Below are 22,234 nucleotides of genomic sequence, written 5' to 3' on the forward strand. Positions count from 1 at the left end.
GACTGTCAGTAATGATGGTCTTTTTTTTGGTTAAAAGTGAAAATAATAGGGTTAAAAGCTTTACTTTTAATCAGTTCTGAGGTGATTTTTTAAAATATTATTTATTCATTGTGTTGTAATGACACATTATTTTTTATATTTGAAAACGTTTTCGTTCGGTGTGACGGAAACAGAAAGTACAGTTGTGATGATTAATAGTAGTCCATACTATTACAATCAACCTGTTATAAGGATATAATTCAGCTATTTACATACCTAAAAAACAACCAACAAAACATGAAAAAAAGAATAGTACTACCTGCGTTACTTGTACTCTTTGGAACGCATTCTTACGCCCAGAAAAAATGGACGGAAATCCCTAAGGGCATCTATAATATTGTTAAAAACCAAGGAGGGCAAACATTAGGGTATTCGCCTAAATCTGGAGTTAACATTATTCAAGTTGATGGTTTAGCTTTTAAAGATTTAAACAAAAATGGTTCTCTGGACATTTATGAAGATTGGAGAAAACCTGTAGCGGAGCGTGCTAAAGATCTTGCAGCAAAAATGACTGTGGAGCAAATGGCGGGTTTAATGTTATACAGCAGACATCAATCTGTTCCCGCTGCAGAGGCCGGAATGTTTACAGGAACGTATACTGGAAAGCCATTTTCTAAAAGTGGCGCAAAGTCTTCCGATTTGTCGGATCAACAAATAGCATTTTTAACGAAAGATAATTTGCGTCATGTGTTGATGACTTCGGTCGAAAGTCCAATAGTTGCTGCAGAATGGAATAATAATATACAAGCGCTAGTGGAAGGAATCGGAGTGGGAATACCCTCTAATAACAGTTCTGATCCAAGAAATGGAGCCAATAAAGATGCTGAATACAATGCTGGATCAGGTGGCGCGATTTCACAATGGCCGGAGGAATTGGGATTGGCGGCTACTTTTGATCCGGCTATTACAAAACAATTTGGATCCATTGCCGCTAAGGAATACAGGGCCATCGGAATTACAACGGCATTGTCACCACAGATTGATTTAGCTACAGAGCCGAGATGGAATCGTTTTGTGGGTACTTTTGGAGAAGATCCAAAATTAGCAACAGATATGGCAAGAGCCTATGTAGACGGGTTTCAAACTTCCCCAAAATCCATTGCCGCTTATGAAGGATGGGGTAATTTAAGTGTGAATGCGATGGTAAAACACTGGCCAAGTGGTGGTCCGGAAGAAGGCGGACGTGATGGTCATTTCGCTTATGGAAAGTTTGCAGTTTATCCCGGAAATAATTTTGAAACTCATTTAAAACCTTTTGTCGATGGCGCTTTTAAGTTAGAAGGTGGTACCCAGAAAGCATCCGCGGTGATGCCTTATTACACGATTTCTTACGGTCAGGATAAAAAGAACGGTGAAAATGTTGGGAATGGTTTTAGTAAATACATCATTACGGATTTGCTAAGAAACAAGTATGGTTATGAAGGAGTGGTCTGTACGGATTGGTTGATTACGGCAGATGAAGGGCCTACTCCAGATGTCTTTGCAGGGAAATCATGGGGTGTTGAAAAATTGACTGTTGCCGAAAGACATTATAAAGTTTTAATGGCTGGGGTTGACCAGTTTGGAGGCAATAATGATATCAATCCTGTGCTTGAAGCATATCAAATGGGAGTAAAGGAGCATGGAGAAAGTTTTATGCGTAAACGCTTTGAGCAATCAGCAGTGCGTTTGCTTCTGAATATCTTTAGAGTAGGATTATTCGAAAATTCGTATTTAGACTCTGTGGAGACCAAAACTATTGTAGGTCAGCCTGAATTCATGAAAGCGGGATATGATGCACAATTAAAGTCTATTGTGATGATAAAAAATCAAAATAAGACTTTGCCAATACAAAAAGGGAAGACGGTTTATATCCCCAAAAGAGTTACTCCCGCTGGTATCAACTTTTTTGGTCAACCGTCACCGGAAAAAATCGAGTATCCTGTTAATCTGGAATTGATTAAAAAATATTATACCGTAACGGATGATCCTGCTAAAGCTGATTTTGCCATTGTATTTATTAAAAGCCCTATAAGTGGTGGGTATAGCAGAGCAGACAGACAAGCCGGAGGGAATGGATATGTGCCTATTAGTTTGCAATTGCAGGACTATACAGCAGTCGATGCCAGAACGCAAAGTATTGCCGCCGGTGATCCTGTAATTGACCCAACCATTACAAACCGCTCTTACTTGAATAAAACATCTAAATCAAACTCATATCCTGATTTAAATACGATTCTTGAAACTAAAAAAGCGATGAATGGCAAACCAGTATTGGTATCCGTGAATATTTCTAATCCGATGGTTTTTGGGGAGTTTGAAAAAGAGGTGGATGCGATTGTAGGAGAGTTTGGCGTACAGGCAGAAGCTTTAATGGATATTATTTCGGGACAAACAGAACCTTCGGGATTGTTGCCGTTGCAAATGCCAATCAATATGTCTACTGTTGAAAAACAAATGGAAGACGTTCCTCACGATATGATTCCATACAAAGATGCTAATGGAAATGTGTATGATTTTGGTTTCGGATTGAACTGGAAAGGAGTTATAAAAGATGCCAGAACGGCTAAATATAGCGTTAAGAAATAGGTTTCAAGAAATTGAAATAGACCAACTAAAAAAGCGACCAACTAAAAAACACTTTAGTTGGTCGCTTTTTTTAGACCTAGCGGCATTATTTTCTGTCTGGCAAATGAATTGCATTCATAATCGGATTTGTTTTTGGTTCTCCAATATAGTGTGCCAGATATCCTGGGTTACAATTCTTTATTTCAATTCATAAATAACCGATTCGTAAGGTCTCAATGCTCCATTTTTAGTAGCTTTTCCGTAATTGTCAATCAAGACTTTGGCTTTGCTAATGTTTAATCCAGTATTTGCCAAAGCGTTCTTAGAAGAAAAGTTAAGTAAAACCAGTACTTTTTTACCATTCAATTCTCTGGTGAAAGCATACACGTTTGGATTTTCCTTGTCTAACAAAGTATATTTCCCGTAAACTAAAATTGGATTTGTTTTACGCAATTTTGTCATTTTTCGGAAGTAATTCAATACCGAATTAGCATCTTTTTCCTGTGCTTCAGCATTCAATGTTATATGGTTGTCATTCACTTTTAACCAAGGTTCTGCTTTTGTAAATCCTCCGTTTTTAGAACTGTTCCATTGAAAAGGAGTTCTTCCGTTGTCTCTGGCACCTCCCGTTTTTTGATCTTCTATAAATTGTTTCAAATCGCCACCAGCAATTTTTACTTTTTCATATTCAGCAATGGTTTCGATGTCTCTATAATCTTCAATTTTGTCGAATTTGGCATTTACCATTCCAATTTCGTCTCCGTTATAATAGTATGGTGTTCCTCTCATAGAAAGCAAGAAAGTAGTCAACATTTTTGAAGAAACAGCTCTGAATTCCATCGAATCATTCCCCCAACGGGAAGTCATTCTTGGCTGGTCATGGTTTCCTAAATAGATGGTTCCCCAACCTTTTTTATCATAAACCGCATCCCAATCCGAATAGATTTTTTTGAAATCAACTAAAGAAAACGGTCCCATTTTTTTGAAATAATCTGGAATATAACCCAAGTTGGTTCCTTCAAAATGATATCCCATATTCAATTCTTTTCGATCTTCATCAACAAAGTTTAATGCTGTAGATGTGATCATTCCAGCTCCTTCAGCCAAAGACATCACATCGTATTTACTCAATACTTCTCGGTTCATTTCTTGAAGGTAATCGTGTAAATGTGGTCCACTGGCCATGTAAATGTCCCAACGCCCGTGATAATTTTTATCCAATTCTTCTTGTGTGATTACGGGGAAAGTAGTGTCTTTGGAAATAAACGGAATCACATCCATTCTAAAGCCATCAATTCCTTTTTTGAACCACCAATTCATCATGCTGTAAATTTCCTGACGCAATTTTGGGTTCTCCCAATTCAAATCCGGTTGTTTGTAACTGAAATAATGTAAGTAGTAAGAATCGGTTTGTTTGTCATATCTCCAACCGCTTCCGTCGGCCTCAAAAGCACCCGGTCGGAAAGCTGGTTTCCCTTTTTCTGCGGGCCACCAATGGTAATAATTTCTATAAGGATTGTCTCTGGATTTTCGGCTTTCCTGAAACCATCTGTGTTCGTCACTACTGTGATTGACAACCAAATCCATCACTAGTTTTAAACCTTTTTCGTGCATCCCTTTCAATAATGCATCAAAATCTTCCATGGTTCCAAATTCTTTCATGATGGCTTGATAATCCGAAATATCATATCCATTATCTGCATTTGGTGAACCATAAATTGGGTTCAGCCAAACCACATCTACGCCTAAACTTTTGATGTAATCTAACTTTTGGATAATCCCTTTCAAATCTCCTACGCCATCTCCATCAGTATCCTTGAAACTTCTTGGGTAAATTTGATACACCACGGCTTCTTTCCACCATTTACGGTCAACTTTCGATTCATTTTCCTGTGCTATAGCCGGCTTTGTTGAAAATAATCCAAAGCAAAGCAGCGTAAGGGCAGTTATTTTTGAGAATTCTAATTTCATTCTATAGTTTTTTGGTTAATAGTTTTGGTTATTTTGATTGTTTGTCAAATCATTTTTTCGAGCCAATAATAGTCGCAAACAACAAAGAGGCTGTATAGTAGCAGCCTCTTTATAATTTAATTATTATTTAACTTCAATAATGCTAATCGCATATCCTCCACCAGGAGCTGAAAACTGGGACAATTTTGATTTGCTTGTCACATTAACTTTTCGAATAGTATAGGCCTGTGGATTTGTTTTGTAATGGGCATCCTTAGCGTCTGCATAAATAGTTGCCACGTATTTTTTGCCTTTTTCCAAGAAATCCAATTTAATATCGGAAGTACGGGTGTTTTCACCATTTACATTTCCTATAAACCAGTTGTTTGTTCCTTTTGCTTTACGGGCAACGGTAACATACTGACCTGGCTCAGCTTCAAGATATTTACTTTTGTCCCAGTCGATGGCTACATCTTTAATGAACTGAAAAGCATCAGAGAATTTATTGTAATTCTCAGGTAAATCGGCAGCCATTTGCAACGGGCTGTACATTGTTACATACAAGGCCAATTGATTCGCAATCGTGCTGTTTACATGCGAATTATTATTGGGACTAATTTTACTTAAATCCATTTCGAAAATTCCTGGAGTATAATCCATAGGGCCACCGATTAAACGGGTAAAAGGCAACACCGTAACATGGTTTGGTTTAGAACCACCAAAAGCTTGGTACTCTGTTCCTCTTGCTGCTTCATTCCCAATCAAGTTAGGGTAGGTTCTGCAGATACCTGTTGGACGAATCGCCTCATGTGCATTGACCATAATTTTATAATCGGCTGCTTTTTCAATAGCATATTGATAATGGTTTACAATCCATTGGCTGTAGTGGTTTTCACCTCTTGGCAAAATATTTCCAACATAACCACTTTTTACGGCATCATAGCCATTGTCTTTCATGAACTGATACGCTTTGTCCATATGACGCTCGTAATTGCGCACAGACCCTGAAGTTTCGTGGTGCATAATCATTTTAACTCCTTTTGATTTTGCGTATTCATGCAAACCTTTCACATCAAAATCCGGATAAGGCGTTACAAAATCAAATACATAATCTTTTGAATGTCCAAACCAATCTTCCCAACCTTCGTTCCAACCTTCGACCAATACACCATCAAAACCGTTTTGGGCGGCGAAATCAATATATTTTTTTACGTTAGCCGTATTGGCTCCATGTCTACCATTAGGTTTTGCTTTTGCAAAATCAGTTACACCCAGTTGTACGGATGGAAATTCATCGGTATAAGCCCATGAGCTTTTGCCTGTAATCATTTCCCACCAAACACCCACATATTTAACTGGTTTTATCCAGGAAGTGTCCTCAATTTTACAAGGATCATTCAAATTTAAAGTCATTTTTGAAGCCAGAATATCACGAGCATCATCGCTAACGATTATAGTACGCCACGGAGAATGGTTTGGAGCCTGCATATAGCCTTTGTCCCCAATAGCATCTGGAGTAAGCCAAGACTCGAAGATCATGTTTTTGTCATCCAGATTTAAATGCATGCAGGAATAGTTGATTAAAGCCGCTTCATGCAAATTAATATACAATCCGTCATCGGTTTTCATCATCAAAGAAGTCTGAACTCCTGTTGTTGAAAAAGAAGTCTGAGATAGGTTTTCAGTTCTGGCTTTTTCATTCAAACCTCTAATTTCAGATAATTTTGAGGTTGTGTAGTCGTATTCCTGGGTGTCGTAATCTCCCGGAATCCAGAAAGCAGTATGGTTTCCGGTCATTGCAAACTGAGTCTTCTCTTCTTTGATTACAAAATAAGAAAGGTTTTTTTGTGAAGGGAATTCATATCGAAAGCCCAATCCGTCATTGAACAAACGAAAACGAAGGATCATTTGTCTGTCCGTTCCTTTTTGATTTAAAGTAACTGCCAATTCATTGTACTGATTACGGATTATTGCTACTTCTCCCCAAACTGGTTTCCAATTTTCATCAAAAACAGCCGTTTTAGTATCAATAATTGTAAAGTCGTTTACTAATGATTTTTTGTCGTTTTTTAGTTCAAGTCCCAGTTTACTTGGTTTTACAACTACTTTGCCTTTATAATTTAAGCTGTAACTTGGAGATCCGTCATTTTGTAACGAAAATGACATTACTAGTTTTTCATCGGGTGATTTTAACTGCTGGGCTGCAGCGCTGGTAATTAATGCCAAACAAAGTAGGGCTGTAAAAAGGAAATGTTTCATTTTTTAAAATATAAATTGATTAATTGATTTTAGATTTAATACCAGAAAGTATTCGAACCAATAGTTCCAAAAAGTAAAAGTTCGCAAACAAACATCATGTAGTTTAAACGAAATCGATTTATTGAACTGGTTTTGGGATTGCTTTCTGTGTCAGAAATTCCGAGATAGTAAAAGTAGATTCTTTATTCGCCGGAAATTTTCATTGTAAAAAAAAAGTAGATTATAATTTTTATAATAATCTTAAAATCAATTAATTATAATTTATTTGTATTCAAAAAAAGTGGTGGATTTATCAAATAAAAAAGAGGTTGGGCGTACTTTTTAATGCGTAATATAGAGGGGAGTAGTGTTAATTTTTGCCAGAGGACCCGATTAGCATGACTTTGGACTCGAACTCTTCACGAGGCCCTAAAGATTTGTTTTTTAGTTGCGAACGGTAATTGTATATTGTCGAAACGGAATATCTTAAAAATTCGGCAATTTTTGTACTGTCTTTAATTCCTAAACGGATTAGGGCAAAGATTCTCAACTCTGTATTCAAAAGTTCGCCTTGTTTCAAATGAACGGCCTCCTTGTCTGTTAAAAGGCTTGAAAACTCTTCGATAAAAGTTGGGAATAATTCTAAGAAGGTTTGGTCAAAATTAGTGTAAAATGCCTTTAATTCCTTTTCAATGTACGTATTCGATTTAACAGCTTTTACCAGTTCATTCATTTTTCCTGCTGTAGCCATTACACTCAGTTTTCGGCTGTATTCTTCTAATTTGGCAATATAATCAGAACATTGATCCATGTAGCGGCCAATGTAAATTTCCTTCAACAGACTCGCTTCTGCCAACGTAGCATTGGTTTGATTTAACCTTTGGTTGATTTCCTTTAATTCTTTGTTCAATACAGACAACTTTGAATTGGCTAAGCTTATGGTTTTTTGGGCATTCGCTAATTTTTTCATTTGTTTGAACAGTAGAATCAAAACACCTATCAGAAACAAGGATAAGATACTGACACTGATTAAAAAAACGACTAATTGTGTTCTGTTGGTTTCATTTTTATGCTCATAGGCCTCATTGATGATGGGCAACATTTTTGATATTTCGTAGGTCCTTAATTTGGCATTACAAAAAAGGGCATCTTCCAGTGATCTTTTAATATACTTATAAGCACGATCAATATCACCTTGTTCGTATAAAGTAAAAGCCAATTTACGCAAAGAGATGTTTTCTTTTTTTACCAGTTGTAAATCGGAAATGGCAGAAATAATCAGCCACTTTTTTTCTTGTTTTTTATCTTTTTTTAATCGGTAAGCGTCAGAAATAATGTAGGCAAGAACGGCATGGTCAGGATCTCGTTTTGATGTTTTTGAAAAAAATGCAAGTAATGATTTTATCGCTTGATCGTAATGCCCGTTCTCCAATAATACATCCGAATTGGCGATGCAGAATTGTCTGGAATTTGGAGCGAAATACTGCAGAGACGAGTCTCTGTATTTTTGTGTCAATGCTTTGTATTTCCTTTTCTCTTGATTAGAAGCGGCATAATCAGTTAAATAGCCATATACTATTCTATGCGTGCCATAATAATTTCCTTTTATATTAGGGGTTAATTGGGTGTCTATAGTTTCCAGCAGATCAATGGATTCCTTATACATCCCTAAAGTTCCCATTATCGTCGCAACGTTTAGTTTTGCTTCGTTTACTTTATCCGGATTTTTTAATTTTTGAGAAAGCAGCAAACTTTTTCTGGCATAAGTTAGTGCAGAATCCAGCTGATAGGCTTTGTATTCATCATATAATTTCCCGTAAATCTCATGTTTTTGAAGATCGGTGGTAGTGTATTTGAGGAACTCTTTGAGTTTGTTTATTCTGCTCTCTTTTCGATTTAAATAAAACTGATAGTCAGCAACAGTTTGGTCAAGGTCGTTCAATAATGAATCGGTATTCGTTTGTCCAAAAATGAAAACTGGGAAAATCAGTATGATAAGTAAAGTCGAAAATTTGTTCATTTATTTTGGATTAGAATTCGTAAAAATAACTAAAAATCCAATTTAACGGACAGTAAATTACAAATCATCTCAATGGAGAATCATTGCTTTTTCTAATTTCGGAAGTATAGAACTTGGTTTTTTTTCATAAAAAAACCTTTAGTCTTATTGGTGTAGAAACACTTAGAAACTAAAGGTATGATTGTCTTTTTTTAGAAAAGGAAACTGAAGCAGTTACTCGTTTTTTACATATAAATGACGAATGATTTCTGAGATTAATCCAGTCCATCCGGTCTGGTGATTGGCTCCTAAGCCTTTACCGGTATCCCCGTCAAAGTACTCAAAGAACATGTGATTCTTGTTAAAAATCGGGTCTTTTTGAAACTTCTCATATTCTCCATACATCGGTATTTTTTTGTCTTTATCAGGGAGAAAAAGCGCTAACAGTCGTTTTGCAACTCCTTCGGCAGCTTGCTTGATATTCATCATCTGCCCGGAATTAGTAGGGAATTCCACCTCGTAATCATTTCCGTAATAACTGGAGAATTTTTCTAAAGAATCTAAAATTAAATAATTCATCGGGAACCAAATGGGACCTCTCCAGTTTGAATTTCCACCAAACATGTCTCCGGTAGCCTCAGCAGGGGTATAATCAACCTGAACTGTTCCTCCTTCATAGGTGAATTTATATGGATGGTCTTTATGGTATTTGGATAACGAGCGTATTCCAAAATCAGATAAAAATTCCGTTTCATCAAACATTCTCTTCATGATCATTCGCATTCTGTGTCCTCGAAGAATAGAGAGCAAACGGGTTTCTCCTTTTCCGTGGTGGTACCAGCTGGAAATTAAACTGGCTAGATCGGGACGGTTTGCCAATACCCATTCGACACGACGTTTGAAGTCGGGCAATTTTTCCAGCAATTCGGGGTTTAAGACCTCGACAGCAAATAATGGGATTAAGCCAACCATTGAACGTACTTTTAACAATTCGGCTTCACCGTTTTCCTTGTGAAGCATGTCATAATAGAACTGATCGTCTTCATCCCAAAGGTTTAACTGATTATCACCAATAGACTGCATAGCGCCGGCAATGTGTAAGAAATGCTCAAAAAATTTGGATGCCATGTCTTGGTAAACTGGGTTTTCAAGCGCAATTTCACAAGCAATACGCAACATATTTAAGCTGTACATGGCCATCCAGCCAGTTCCATCGGCTTGTTCTAAATGGCCACCTGTTGGTAAGTCTGCAGAGCGATCAAATACTCCGATGTTGTCCATGCCCAGAAATCCTCCGCCAAATATGTTATTTCCATTTTTGTCTTTTAGATTTACCCACCAGGTAAAGTTCAATAACAGCTTATGGAAAATGCGCTCTAAGAAAGCGGTGTCTCCTTTTCCGCCATTTATTTCCTTGTCAATTTCATATACTTTCCAGGTTGCCCATGCATGAACGGGTGGATTTACATCCGAAAACGACCATTCATAAGCAGGAATTTGGCCATTTGGATGCATATAATACTCTCTCAAAATAACAGAAAGTTGTCTTTTTGCAAAATCAGGGTCGAGACGTGCCAAAGGTAAGGTGTGAAATGCTAAATCCCAGGCGGCAAACCACGGATACTCCCATTTGTCAGGCATCGAAAGAATATTGGAGGTATATAAATGTTTCCAAGAACTATTCCGTCCATTTTTTCGGTTCGCATCAGGTTTTGGCATGGACGGATCTCCTTTTAACCATTCGAAAACATTGTAATAATACCATTGCTTGGTCCAAAGCATTCCTGCATACGCTTGACGTTGAACAGATCTTAAGTTTTCTTCTTCAATACCTTTTTGAAGACTGGCATAAAATTCATCCGCTTCAATCAGTCGTTTTTCAAAAATGGTGTCAAAATCTCCAAAAGGACTGCTTGGTGTTTTATTCGTAAAGCGCAGACGATATACTTTTTTTCCATTGGCAGGAATTATATTGTCATATTTTACAGAAGCTTTGGTGCCTATGTGGTTGGGATTAACAGCTTCTTTACTTTTATTGATCACATAATCATTGATGCCATCCTTAGTGTAATGAGTAGGATTGGGAGAGTTGTACAGTTTCTCAAAATTGGTTTCATTATCGCAAAATAAAAATTCATCTGCATTTTCAGCATATAATTTATACCGGCCTACTAATCGGTGATAGACTTCAATAATGGAGTGTCCAATACCTGTTAACAGCGGCTTATGCTTATAATTGTCATATCCCCAACACCAAGTGTTTCTAAACCAAATGGTTGGTAATACGGTAATTGGCGCGGCGACTTTTGATCTGTTTTCTACGGTAACTTTAATTAAAAGATCTTGTTCGTCGGCTTTAGCATATTCAATAGAAATGTCAAAATAGGCATCTTTATCAAAAATTCCGGTATCTAGTAACTCGTATTCGGGTTCCAGTCGGGAACGTTTTTTGCTTTCTGTCACCAGTTGTTCGTAGGGAAAAGTTCCTTGTGGATACTTATAAAGCATCTTTTGGTAGGAATGCGTAGGCGTGGCATCTTGGTAGAAATAGATTTCCTTAACATCTTCTCCATGATTTGATTCATTTCCGGTTAAACCAAAAAAACGTTCTTTTAAAATATGGTCTTTGTGGTTCCAAAAAGAGAAAGCAAAACAAATGTGTTGTTTATTGTCAGAAATTCCGCCAATCCCTTCTTCTCCCCAACGATAAGCTTTTGAACGTGCCATATCATGAGTAATGTTATTCCAGGCGTCACCGCTTTGTGAATAATCTTCTCTAACAGTTCCCCATTGTCTTTCGGTTAAATAAGGGCCCCATTTTTTCCACCCTTTATTGTCGTTTCTTAATTTTAATCGCAATCTTTCTGCATCCATTTCCGCCATGATACTTAATTAAGTTTAATTGTAAAATCGCAATTTATATAAATGCCGTTTAAAAACACCTAAATATTTTGCAAAAATCGTATACTATTATTGTTAAATAAATGATTTTTCAGCTATAAAATACTATACAAACAATGGTTTTTTGTGAATTTGCACTGAATTTTAAAAACATCTCTTGTCTTTTTAGGACCTCTTTTAGTATCTTTAGTAAAGATTTCTGTTCAACGGTTCCTAAAACTTAGACTCATGAAAACAATCACATTAATACAGTTTTACCTCTTTTCTTTCGTTTTTTTTAGTTGTAATGGGCAAGTGAAGCCAGATGATGTCCCGATCAATGAGGAAGTCAAAAAGTACCGTTTCGAGACTATAGCCTCTGATATTGCAATCCCATGGGGCATGACATGGTTGCCGGACGGAGCGCTATTGGTTACCGAAAAAAGTGGGGCCCTGTACCATGTCAAAAATGGCACAAAAACCGAAATTAAAAATGTGCCCAAAGTCTATAACAGAGGGCAGGGAGGTTTGTTAGACATTGCTTTGCATCCCGATTATGCTAAAAACGGATGGCTTTATATTACCTTTTCTTCTGATGATGGTGAAGGCGAGGGAGGAAATACAAAACTTATTCGGGCGAAACTTCTGGATGGCAGTCTGACACAAATTGAAGATCTATACAAAGCCTCACCCAACACAACCAAAGGACATCATTTTGGTTCCAGAATAGCATTTGATAACGAAGGATATTTGTATTTCTCTGTTGGGGATCGGGGTAACAATCTTGAAAATCCGCAAGATATTAAGCGTGATGGTGGAAAAATATACCGTCTTCATGATGATGGTCGTATTCCTGCTGATAATCCTTTTGCAGGTCAGGCTGGAGCCAAAGAGGCAGTGTATTCATTTGGACATAGAAATCCTCAAGGTTTGGCTAAAAATCCTGTAACAGGAGCTATTTGGTCACACGAACACGGTCCGCAAGGAGGAGATGAAATTAATATTATAAAAAAGGGAGCTAATTACGGGTGGCCACTAGTAACGTATGGTATTGATTATGATGGAAGCATTATTAGCAATGAAACCCAGAAAGAGGGTATAGAAAATCCGATTTATTATTGGTTGCCATCTATAGCGCCATGTGGAATGGCCTTTGTGACCAGCGGCCGTTATCCGGATTGGAAAGGCCACCTTCTTGTAGGGTCGTTAAAATTTAAATATCTGGAACTAGTTAAATTAAAAGGGGATGCGGTGGTTGGCCGACAAAAAATAGCGCTGGATATTGGTCGTTTGCGTAATGTGGCACAAGGTCCGGACGGTTATATTTACATTGGAGTGGAAGGAAAAGGAATTCTTAAAATTTTACCTAATTGATTTATGTTGACAACAAAACTATTTTCGGGTTTGGGCTTTTTTTTGTTGGGATGTTTTTATTTAGGCAAAGAGATGTCTCCTCGTATCCCTAGTTCAGTAAAATCTCTGGTCAGTTTTGCTGATATCAATAAAAACAGTCTAAGCGTGCAGGAAAAATGGGCGCAGGGAAAAGAAATTTACACTGATTTTTGTATCCAATGTCATGGTGCCAACGGCAAAGGAGATGCAAATAATTTTCCACCATTGGATGGTTCCGATTGGTTGACCAAAAAACGATCCCAAAGTATTCATGCGGTAAAATACGGACAAAGTGGTGAAATTCTTGTCAATAAAATGAAGTTCAATAATACCATGTCGCCTATGGGACTTTCCAATAAAGAAGTGGCTGATGTGATGAATTATATTATGAATTCCTGGAGTAACAAGCAAGATAAGATAGTCACAAAGGAAGAAGTGGCAGGGATTAAGGAATGATTTAATATAGTAATCCGGCCTTGTAGTTCAACGGATAGAATGGGAGTTTCCTAAACTTTTGATCCAGGTTCGATTCCTGGCAGGGCTACTGAATCAAAAACAAAAAGACCATCATTGTCGATGGTCTTTTTTAGTTTATAGAGTAGAAAGTCTTAACTCAAATGCTCCAGCATATCTGTTGTCATTGTTTCCAAATCAAATTTATGTTTCCAATTCCAGTCTTCTCTGGCTTGGCTGTCATCAATACTAGCTGGCCAGCTGTCGGCTATTTTTTGACGGAAGTCTGGATTATATGTAATTGTAAATTCAGGAATATGTTTTTTGATTTCGGCCGCAATTTCAGTCGGTGTAAAACTCATGGCAGCCAGATTATAAGAAGAATGAATTTTGATTTGTTCAACCGGAGCCTGCATAATTTGTATGGTTGCTGCGATGGCATCGTCCATATACATCATTGGCATTTTGGTTTCAGATGACAAAAAGCATTCGTATGTTTTATCAGAAAGTGCTTTATGGAAAATATCCACGGCATAATCTGTAGTTCCGCCACCCGGAGGGGTAGACCAGCTGATTAATCCAGGATAACGGATGCTTCGCACATCAACACCAAAAATATTATGGTAGTACTCGCACCATCTCTCGCCGGCTTGTTTACTGATTCCGTAAACAGTTGAAGGTTCCATGATGGTATATTGTGGTGTGTTTTCTTTTGGAGTTGTAGGTCCAAAAACTGCAATACTGGAAGGCCAGAATATCTTTTTTATTTTTTTGGCTTTGGCCAAATTCAAGACGTGGAATAAGGAATTCATATTCAAATCCCAGGCAAAAGCAGGGTTTTTCTCGGCAGTTGCAGAAAGTAAAGCAGCCATCAAATAGACCTCGTCGATCTGGTGTATCTCAACCAAATGCTCAATCTGATTGAAATCTAATGCATTTACCACTTCAAATGGACCGGAATTGACAACATCTGTATTCAATTTACGAATGTCCGAAGCAATGACATTTTCTGTTCCGTATATTTTTCGAAGTTGTTGGGTAAGTTCAGTCCCAATTTGTCCACAAGCGCCTATAATCAGTATTTTAGTACTCATATTGTCAGTTTTAGAAATACAAAGATAACGTTTTCGTAAAATATAACAATTTCATAAAAAAAGCTATGATTAACACAAAAATACATTTAAAATGGCAATGAAACTCCTAAATTTTTGTTTTTTAAAACATAAAAGCGGGTCTATTGCTGTTGGATTGTTATTTATGTGGCGCAAAAGCAAAAATAAATTAATTTATCGCTTTCGAAATGGGTTGAAAATGGGTTGAAAACTGTTTCGCGAAGATTCGCAAAGCAGACACAAAGTTTTTTTTCTGTGTAAATCTGCGTTATCTGTGTGCCCAATTTTATTAAATAAAACCTTAGGCTAATGAAATTGTTTGCGAGCCATATCAGAAAACAATTGGTGTAAGTTTATAAATTAGTTTTCTACCCGTTATTGCGTAGTAACTGTTTAACAATGTTTAACAAGCTTATTCTATAGCTGTAATTCGGTATTGTAAATTTACTTTGTAACTTTGTGCTTTAATGAAAATTCAAATGACAAATAAAATAGTGGCCTTCTTTTTTCTGGCTTCCCTTCTTTTCTCGTGCCAAAACGACAATCAAAAACGGATTGCCGAAAACAAAAAAGAAACCAAAAAAAGAGAACTTATCTTTTCGAATATAGAAAAAGCCTGGGATTTTTATGACACACCCATCAATACTACTTCAGAAGCCAGTGTGGCCAGTTGGAATGAGTTGCGTTTGTTTTTAGCAGAATTGTCCCAAAAGCCGAAGAAAACAATTGGTGCTTTTCAAAAAAAATCGACAGAAATTTCTAAAAAAGCAATGGCTTTGAAGGATAATGTGCCTTATAATTTTAGTAAACCGCAAATAAAAAGTAGAATATCAACTTTGATTACCAAAGTTCGATTGTTGGATTTATTCATTCATTTGGATAATATTCCCGACAAAAAAGTGATACTACTTATTTCTGAAATTAATAATGAATTGGCCTCTTTACAAAGACAAATGGATAAGATTGTAGAAAAAGGCAAAATTCCTGTTGAACTGGGGGAATCTGATATGTTGAGAATGTTGGATACCGCAAGAGCCATTCCAAGTACACCGAGCAAACCGATTGACCCAAATATGCCACGCGTTGAGTAAGACTGCCTTATACAATACCTACGATAATTCGCCCAAAACAGCCCAAATTGTAGCTCGATTACAGGAAAATAATCAAGTGAAAATGCATTTGGAGGGTTTGTTGGGCTCGTCACTTTCGTTTGTGATACGTTCTGTTTTCAAGAAAGCGGACCTTCCTTTTTTGATTGTTTTGAATAACAAAGAGGAAGCTGCCTATTATTTGAATGATTTGGAACAAATGATCGGTGATCAGGATGTTCTGTTTTACCCAGGTTCTTTTCGTCGTCCGTATCAAATAGAAGAAACCGATAATGCCAATGTCTTGCTTCGTGCGGAAGTGCTGAACAGAATCAATTCCCGCAAAAAACCGGCAGTCATTGTTACCTATCCTGAAGCTCTTTTTGAGAAAGTGGTGACCCGAAGAGAATTAGACAAAAACACATTGAAAGTCAGTATTGGCGACAAAATATCAATCGATTTTATCAATGAAGTTTTATTCGAATACGAATTCAAAAGAGTTGATTTTATTACCGAACCCGGAGAATTTTCAGTTCGCGGAGGAATTGTCGATGTGTTTTCGTTTTCCAATGATAATCCATACCGAATCGAGTTTTTTGGTAACGAAGTCGAAAGCATCCGAAGCTTTGATGTGGCGACGCAATTATCATTGGAAAAGCAAAAGAAGATCACGATAATCCCGAACGTTGAAAACAAGGTTTTTCAGGAAAACAGGGAGAGTTTTTTGGATTATATCTCAGAGAAAACCATTATTTTTATTCAAAATACGGAGGACTTTTTATCACAATTAGACAAACAATTCGGGAAAGCCGAAGAAGCTTTCGAAAAGTTATCAAAAGACATCAAACACGCCAGTCCGGAGCAATTGTTCTTGAATCAGACCGAGTTTGTAAAAAGAGCGTTGGATTTTTCGATTGTGGAATTGGGTTCGAAAGCCATTTTCAGAACCAGCAAAAAATTCGAATACCATATTCAGCCGCAACCTTCGTTCAATAAACAATTCGATTTGTTACTTAATAATCTGAATGATAATCATTTCAATGGGTACAAAAATTATTTGTTTTGTTCCAATGAAGCACAGGCGAAGCGATTTCACGATATCTTCGAAACCCTGGATGAGGCCAATTCGGAGAACATTCGAAAACAATATCATACCGTAGTTTTGCCTTTGTACCAAGGATTTATTGATGATGAAAACCAAATTACCTGCTATACCGATCACCAGATTTTTGAACGGTACCATAAATTCAATATTAAAAACGGGTATTCGAAAAAGCAGAATATTACTTTAAAAGAGCTCACCACTTTATCGGTTGGGGATTATGTTACGCATATTGACCACGGAATCGGGAAGTTCGGAGGCTTGCAAAAAATACAAGTAGAAGGCAAGACACAGGAAGCAATCAAGCTGGTTTATGCCGATAATGATATTGTGTATGTGAGTATTCATTCGCTGCACAAAATTTCAAAATACAACGGAAAAGATGGAACGCCGCCTAAGATTTATAAATTAGGTTCGAATGCCTGGAAGATTTTAAAACAAAAAACCAAGGCACGTGTCAAACATATCGCTTTCAATCTGATTCAGTTGTATGCGAAAAGACGATTGGAAAAAGGATTTCAGTTTGCACCCGATAGCTATTTGCAAAACGAGTTGGAAAGTTCGTTTATTTACGAGGATACGCCAGATCAAATTAAATCAACTCAAGAGGTAAAAGCCGATATGGAAAGCGATCGTCCGATGGATCGTTTGGTTTGTGGAGACGTTGGTTTTGGTAAAACCGAAGTGGCCATTCGAGCGGCTTTCAAAGCGGTAGATAACAGTAAACAAGTTGCTATTTTGGTGCCTACGACGATTTTGGCTTACCAGCATTACCGTACTTTTTCGGAGCGATTAAAAGACATGCCGGTTTCGGTTGGGTATTTAAACCGTTTTAGAACTGCCAAACAAAAGGCAGAAACCTTAAAGCAATTAGCCGAAGGGAAACTTGATATTGTGATTGGAACACACCAATTAGTCAACAAAAATGTAGTTTTTAAAGATTTGGGATTGCTGATTGTGGATGAAGAACAAAAATTTGGTGTCAACGTAAAAGACAAACTCAAAACGATTGCTGCCAATGTGGATACACTGACTTTGACTGCTACGCCAATTCCGAGAACATTGCAATTCTCGTTGATGGCTGCACGCGATTTGTCAGTAATTACAACACCTCCGCCCAACAGATATCCTATTGAAACAAATGTGGTTGGCTTTAGCGAAGAATTGATTCGAGATGCAATTTCGTATGAAATCCAGCGTAACGGACAGGTTTTCTTTATTAATAACCGAATAGAAAATATCAAGGAAATTGCCGGAATGATTCAGCGTTTGGTTCCCAATGCCAGAGTAGGTATCGGTCATGGCCAAATGGAAGGCGCCAAACTCGAAGAGTTGATGCTTGCTTTTATGAATGGTGAATTTGATGTTCTGGTAGCAACAACTATTATCGAAAGTGGATTGGACGTTCCAAACGCAAATACGATTTTTATCAATAATGCGAATAATTTTGGTTTGTCTGATTTGCATCAAATGCGTGGTCGAGTAGGTCGAAGCAATAAGAAAGCGTTTTGTTATTTTATTTGCCCTCCGTATTCCGCAATGACCGATGATGCCAGAAAACGTATTCAGGCTTTGGAGCAATTCAGTGAACTCGGAAGTGGGTTTAATATTGCGATGAAAGATTTGGAGATTCGTGGAGCAGGTGATTTATTGGGTGGTGAACAGAGTGGTTTTATCAATGAAATTGGTTTTGATACCTATCAAAAAATCATGAACGAAGCCATTGAAGAATTGAAAGAAAACGAATTCAAAGATTTATATCCGGAGGAAAACGACATTGAAACCAAAGAATACGTCAAAGACCTGCAAATTGATACCGATTTTGAGTTATTATTCCCAGATGAATACATCAACAACATTACGGAACGATTGAGTCTTTATAACGAATTAGGTGCGGTTAAAAACGAAGAAGAATTACTCGCCTACGAAAGTAAACTAATTGACCGTTTTGGGCCTTTACCCAAACAAGCTGTTTCCCTGCTGAACAGTATTCGTATCAAATGGATAGCAACTCGTGTAGGAATTGAAAAACTGGTGATGAAGCAGGGTAAGATGATTGGTTATTTTGTATCCGATCAACAGTCAGATTATTATCAGTCGAACCGTTTTCATCAGGTCTTGCAGTTTGTGCAAAAACACAGTTCTATTTGTAAAATGAAAGAAAAACAGACGCCTGCTGGCTTGCGTTTACTGTTGACTTTCGATAATGTAAAATCAATCCGAAAAGCATTGGAGTTGATGGAGTTGTTTGGGAAGTAATTAAATTAAAGACTTCCTGTTTAATCACTATATTTGATTTTTACAAATTCATTTTCAATGAAATCCAAATCAATAGAAGAGTTCTATCAGGAAATTTCCGGAGACTCCGGTACGGAGCCGAATTCATTATTGCCCAATGGTATCCAAAAAGAAATCGGTCATTTCAATGTTTTCAATATCCAGGAGCTTTTTGAAAAGATGAGGCAAAAACCTGTTATGCCTTATAATCGCAGGGCTTATTTTAAAATAAGCTTGATTCGGGGGAAAAACAGAGTAGAGTATGCAGATCGGGTAATTGATATTGAAGAGAACGCACTTTTATTCGCCACGCCTAAAATTCCGTATAATTATGTTCCGCAGGACACCCAGCAATCGGGGCATTTTTGTGTTTTTACGAATGAGTTCTTGACCAAGGATAAAATCGGTATTGAATTGGATAAACTGCCTATTTTTCAAACGGACTGCTACCCTGTTTTTAAGCTTTCGGATGATGAGGTAACGGAAATTGATTTGATATTCAAAAAGATACATAAGGAAATCAACTCAGATTATGTCTATAAATACGATTTGATTCGGAACTACGTTTCGGAATTAATTCACTTCGGACAAAAGCTGCAACCGATAACTGCTCTATATTCTAAGCATAATTCGGCAGCCCGAGTTTCTTCCTTATTTGTTGAATTACTCGAAAGACAATTCCCAATAGAGTCGCCCCGTCAACGTTTAGAATTAAAATCGGCTAAGGATTTCGCTGCTCGTTTGTCTGTCCATGTCAATCATTTGAATAAAGTTTTAAAAGAGAACACGGGTAAAACCACCACCGAGTTAATCAGTGACCGATTAATATATGAAGCTAAGATTTTATTGAAGGAAACCGATTGGAATATTTCGGAAATTGCTTATTCACTGGGCTTTGAAGAGTTGGCACATTTTTCTAATTTTTTCAAAAAACAAACTGCATTGACGCCTATTTCTTTTAGGGTTTAGCTAAATTAGATTATTTTTTAAAGCATATAAGGGTTGAAGGTGGGCTGTTTTGAATTCCTAGCAGGAATTTCTTTGCAGTCCTATGATTTGAATTTTGCAAACTATCGATTGATATTTGCAACCATATAATTTTGCTTCTAAACTAATTTTGTCATATCAATTTAAAAAATTAAAGATGGAAATCAAGAACAGTAGAATAGCAGTAGTTACCGGAGGAAGCCGCGGATTAGGAAAAGACATGGCTTTAAGTCTTGCCAAAAAAGGGATTGATGTAATCCTAACTTACAACAGCAAAAAAGACGAAGCTGATGATGTTGTGGCCGAAATCGAAAAACTGGGACAAAAAGCAGTTGCCATTCAATTGAATGTTGGCGAAGTAAGTAGTTTTGATTTGTTTTTTCAAAAGCTTGCAACCGCTTTGAGAGATACTTTTGGTGTTGAAAAAATCGATTTTTTAATCAACAATGCAGGTGTGGGGCTTCACGAAAGTTTTTCTACAACTACCACCGCTCAATTTGATGATTTGGTTAATATTCAATTCAAAGGGCCTTTTTTTCTGACTCAAAAAGCTTTGGAGGTTATGAATGATGGCGGTGGAATTGTAAATATTTCGTCAGGATTGACCCGTTTCTCCTTTCCCGGATATTCAACCTATGCGAGCTTGAAAGGAGCGATAGAGACACTAACTAAATATCAGGCAAGAGAATTGGGAGAAAGAAAAATTAGAGTCAATGTTGTGGCTCCCGGTGCTATAGAAACTGATTTTGGCGGGGGAGTGGTTCGGGATAACGAACAGTTAAACCAACTGATTGCTTCGCTAACGGCTTTGGGACGAGTAGGTTTACCTGATGATATTGGAGGTGTAGTGGCCTTTTTGTGTACAGATGATGCTAAATGGGTGAACGGACAACGTATTGAAGTTTCGGGAGGAACGAATTTGTAAATTTAGATGACCTCTTTATGGGTTGATTTTTTTTATAATTAAAAAGCTTCCAGTCTTCGTGAGGTGAGGCTGGAAGCTTTTTGATTATGATTAAGTTGCGAATTAATTCTTCAAATCTTTAATCACTTTGAAAGCAACATCCACTTCATCTTCGCTTACTAAGATAGTGAACTCATTGGAAGTTGAAATTACCTCATTGATAATGATTCCTTCCCAAGCCAAACGTTGGAAAATAAAATAGTAAATCCCTGGAACCACGATATTCTCTTTGGGTAATTTTACGGTGATAGAAGCCAGGTTTTCTAGTTTTTGGATCAGCTTTTCATTGGAGAAATGTTTATCAACCAAATGATTCACACTGTTGCTTACTACAATATTGGTTTCGTTTACGCCTCTTGATGAGGTATAAAAAATATCTGAAAAAGTGTTGATATCGGTAATTAAATCGGCTTGTTTGTTTAAAACAGTATCCGATGCTGCAAAAGTGTAATCTGTCAGTTCAGAACGAACAGTAATTTCACCTATGTTTTTTATTACTTTATTAATTTTATGGTTGAGTTTGAAATCCAATTCCTCAGTCAGTCTTTTTAAAGACATAACCACGGCGCCTTGTTTTACTTCTTTACCGAATTCACTTTCTAATTCGGTCATAATATTTCGTGATAAAGAGGTCAGATTGATGATTCCAAGAGATAATGCATTCAATAAAAATGGTTTTGTTTTGATGTAATTTTCTACAATTGAAGAAACAGTTTTCATAGTTGTAAGAGTTTAGTTTTTTGGTAAATAGTTGAGTTTGGTAGTTAGTTGTGTTAAAAACTTCTGCAAATATAAATAAAAAACAATTTGTTACAAATATAACATTAATATTTTTTTGTTAAAAATGAAAAAATGCGTCTATAAGGTGCTCAATTACAAAAGATTTGCTCTCTTTATTGATAGCAATGATGTCAAAACGGACTTCAATGTCTAAATCTTTTTCAATTACAAATGCATTTACAGCTTTTACAAGAAGTTGTATTTTTTTGGGTTTTACGAAATCTTGAGGGAGACCAAATTCCAATGAGGAACGGGTTTTTACTTCTACAACTGCGAGCGTATTTTCTTTTTGGGCAATAATATCAATTTCGGCTTTTTCGAAGGTCCAGTTGGTTTCCAGAATGGTATAACCTTCTTTTTTCAGATATTCTACAGCCATTTCTTCTCCCAGTTTCCCGAGCTCATTGTGTTCAGCCATGTTGCCCC

14 protein-coding genes and 1 tRNA gene are annotated in these 22,234 nt (G+C 37.0%); 8 read left to right on the top strand and 7 right to left on the bottom strand.

Features of this window, described 5'->3' with window-relative positions; all coding sequences use genetic code 11:
- The first annotated feature begins 276 nt into the window (after window positions 1-276).
- Window positions 277-2,607, top strand: coding sequence for a glycoside hydrolase family 3 protein (locus ABEB23_RS08490; protein ID WP_348812125.1), 2,331 nt, complete (start codon window positions 277-279; stop codon window positions 2,605-2,607).
- 177 nt (window positions 2,608-2,784) lie between these two features.
- Here the strand turns inward: ABEB23_RS08490 and ABEB23_RS08495 are convergent, their stop codons facing one another.
- From ABEB23_RS08495 to ABEB23_RS08510, 4 genes are all read right to left on the bottom strand, one after another.
- Entirely contained in the window at window positions 2,785-4,557 is a 1,773-nt protein-coding gene (locus ABEB23_RS08495) for a glycoside hydrolase family 13 protein (RefSeq protein WP_348812126.1), read from the bottom strand.
- Between the two features lie 123 nt (window positions 4,558-4,680).
- Window positions 4,681-6,795, bottom strand: coding sequence for a glycoside hydrolase family 97 protein (locus tag ABEB23_RS08500; RefSeq protein WP_348812127.1), 2,115 nt, complete (start codon window positions 6,793-6,795; stop codon window positions 4,681-4,683).
- A 349-nt stretch (window positions 6,796-7,144) separates the two neighbouring features.
- Window positions 7,145-8,794 carry a SusR family glycan utilization regulator gene (susR, locus tag ABEB23_RS08505; protein ID WP_348812129.1) on the bottom strand — a complete coding sequence of 550 codons (1,650 nt, stop codon included), beginning with the start codon at window positions 8,792-8,794 and terminating at the stop codon, window positions 7,145-7,147.
- A 213-nt stretch (window positions 8,795-9,007) separates the two neighbouring features.
- Window positions 9,008-11,656, bottom strand: a complete 2,649-nt coding sequence (locus ABEB23_RS08510) for an MGH1-like glycoside hydrolase domain-containing protein (RefSeq protein ID WP_348812130.1) — start codon at window positions 11,654-11,656, stop codon at window positions 9,008-9,010.
- Between the two features lie 246 nt (window positions 11,657-11,902).
- On the opposite strand from ABEB23_RS08510, the gene ABEB23_RS08515 reads away from it, so the two are divergent.
- The 3 genes from ABEB23_RS08515 to ABEB23_RS08525 all read left to right on the top strand — a co-directional run bounded on the left by ABEB23_RS08515 (window position 11,903) and on the right by ABEB23_RS08525 (window position 13,589).
- Window positions 11,903-13,027 carry a PQQ-dependent sugar dehydrogenase gene (locus ABEB23_RS08515; protein ID WP_348812131.1) on the top strand — a complete coding sequence of 375 codons (1,125 nt, stop codon included), beginning with the start codon at window positions 11,903-11,905 and terminating at the stop codon, window positions 13,025-13,027.
- A 3-nt stretch (window positions 13,028-13,030) separates the two neighbouring features.
- On the top strand, window positions 13,031-13,501 hold the full coding sequence (locus ABEB23_RS08520; protein WP_348812132.1) for a c-type cytochrome: 471 nt from the start codon (window positions 13,031-13,033) through the stop codon (window positions 13,499-13,501).
- A gap of 16 nt (window positions 13,502-13,517) precedes the next feature.
- Window positions 13,518-13,589, top strand: a tRNA-Arg gene (locus tag ABEB23_RS08525).
- A 64-nt stretch (window positions 13,590-13,653) separates the two neighbouring features.
- On the opposite strand, the gene ABEB23_RS08530 is transcribed toward ABEB23_RS08525, so the two are convergent.
- Complete coding sequence (locus ABEB23_RS08530) at window positions 13,654-14,592, bottom strand: L-threonine 3-dehydrogenase (protein WP_348812133.1); 939 nt, start codon at window positions 14,590-14,592, stop codon at window positions 13,654-13,656.
- A 497-nt stretch (window positions 14,593-15,089) separates the two neighbouring features.
- Here ABEB23_RS08530 and ABEB23_RS08535 point away from each other — a divergent pair, with 497 nt between their 5' ends.
- The 4 genes from ABEB23_RS08535 (at window position 15,090) to ABEB23_RS08550 (ending at window position 20,989) form a co-directional block, all read left to right on the top strand.
- Entirely contained in the window at window positions 15,090-15,701 is a 612-nt protein-coding gene (locus ABEB23_RS08535; protein ID WP_348812134.1) for a hypothetical protein, read from the top strand.
- Complete coding sequence (mfd, locus tag ABEB23_RS08540) at window positions 15,694-19,059, top strand: transcription-repair coupling factor (protein ID WP_348812135.1); 3,366 nt, start codon at window positions 15,694-15,696, stop codon at window positions 19,057-19,059. The genes ABEB23_RS08535 and mfd overlap by 8 nt, the downstream gene beginning before the upstream one ends.
- A gap of 57 nt (window positions 19,060-19,116) precedes the next feature.
- Window positions 19,117-20,046: a helix-turn-helix domain-containing protein gene (locus tag ABEB23_RS08545; protein WP_348812136.1), complete on the top strand. Its 930-nt coding sequence runs from the start codon at window positions 19,117-19,119 to the stop codon at window positions 20,044-20,046.
- A gap of 175 nt (window positions 20,047-20,221) precedes the next feature.
- Window positions 20,222-20,989 carry an SDR family NAD(P)-dependent oxidoreductase gene (locus ABEB23_RS08550; RefSeq protein WP_348812137.1) on the top strand — a complete coding sequence of 256 codons (768 nt, stop codon included), beginning with the start codon at window positions 20,222-20,224 and terminating at the stop codon, window positions 20,987-20,989.
- Window positions 20,990-21,091: 102 nt separating this feature from the next.
- Here ABEB23_RS08550 and ABEB23_RS08555 read toward each other — a convergent pair whose 3' ends face one another.
- Complete coding sequence (locus ABEB23_RS08555) at window positions 21,092-21,748, bottom strand: aspartate kinase (RefSeq protein ID WP_348812138.1); 657 nt, start codon at window positions 21,746-21,748, stop codon at window positions 21,092-21,094.
- A gap of 118 nt (window positions 21,749-21,866) precedes the next feature.
- On the bottom strand, window positions 21,867-22,226 hold the full coding sequence (locus ABEB23_RS08560; protein ID WP_348812139.1) for a YraN family protein: 360 nt from the start codon (window positions 22,224-22,226) through the stop codon (window positions 21,867-21,869).
- Window positions 22,227-22,234 lie beyond the last annotated feature (8 nt).

Source organism: Flavobacterium maritimum (assembly GCF_040049085.1).
In the GTDB taxonomy this organism is placed as follows: domain Bacteria; phylum Bacteroidota; class Bacteroidia; order Flavobacteriales; family Flavobacteriaceae; genus Flavobacterium; species Flavobacterium maritimum.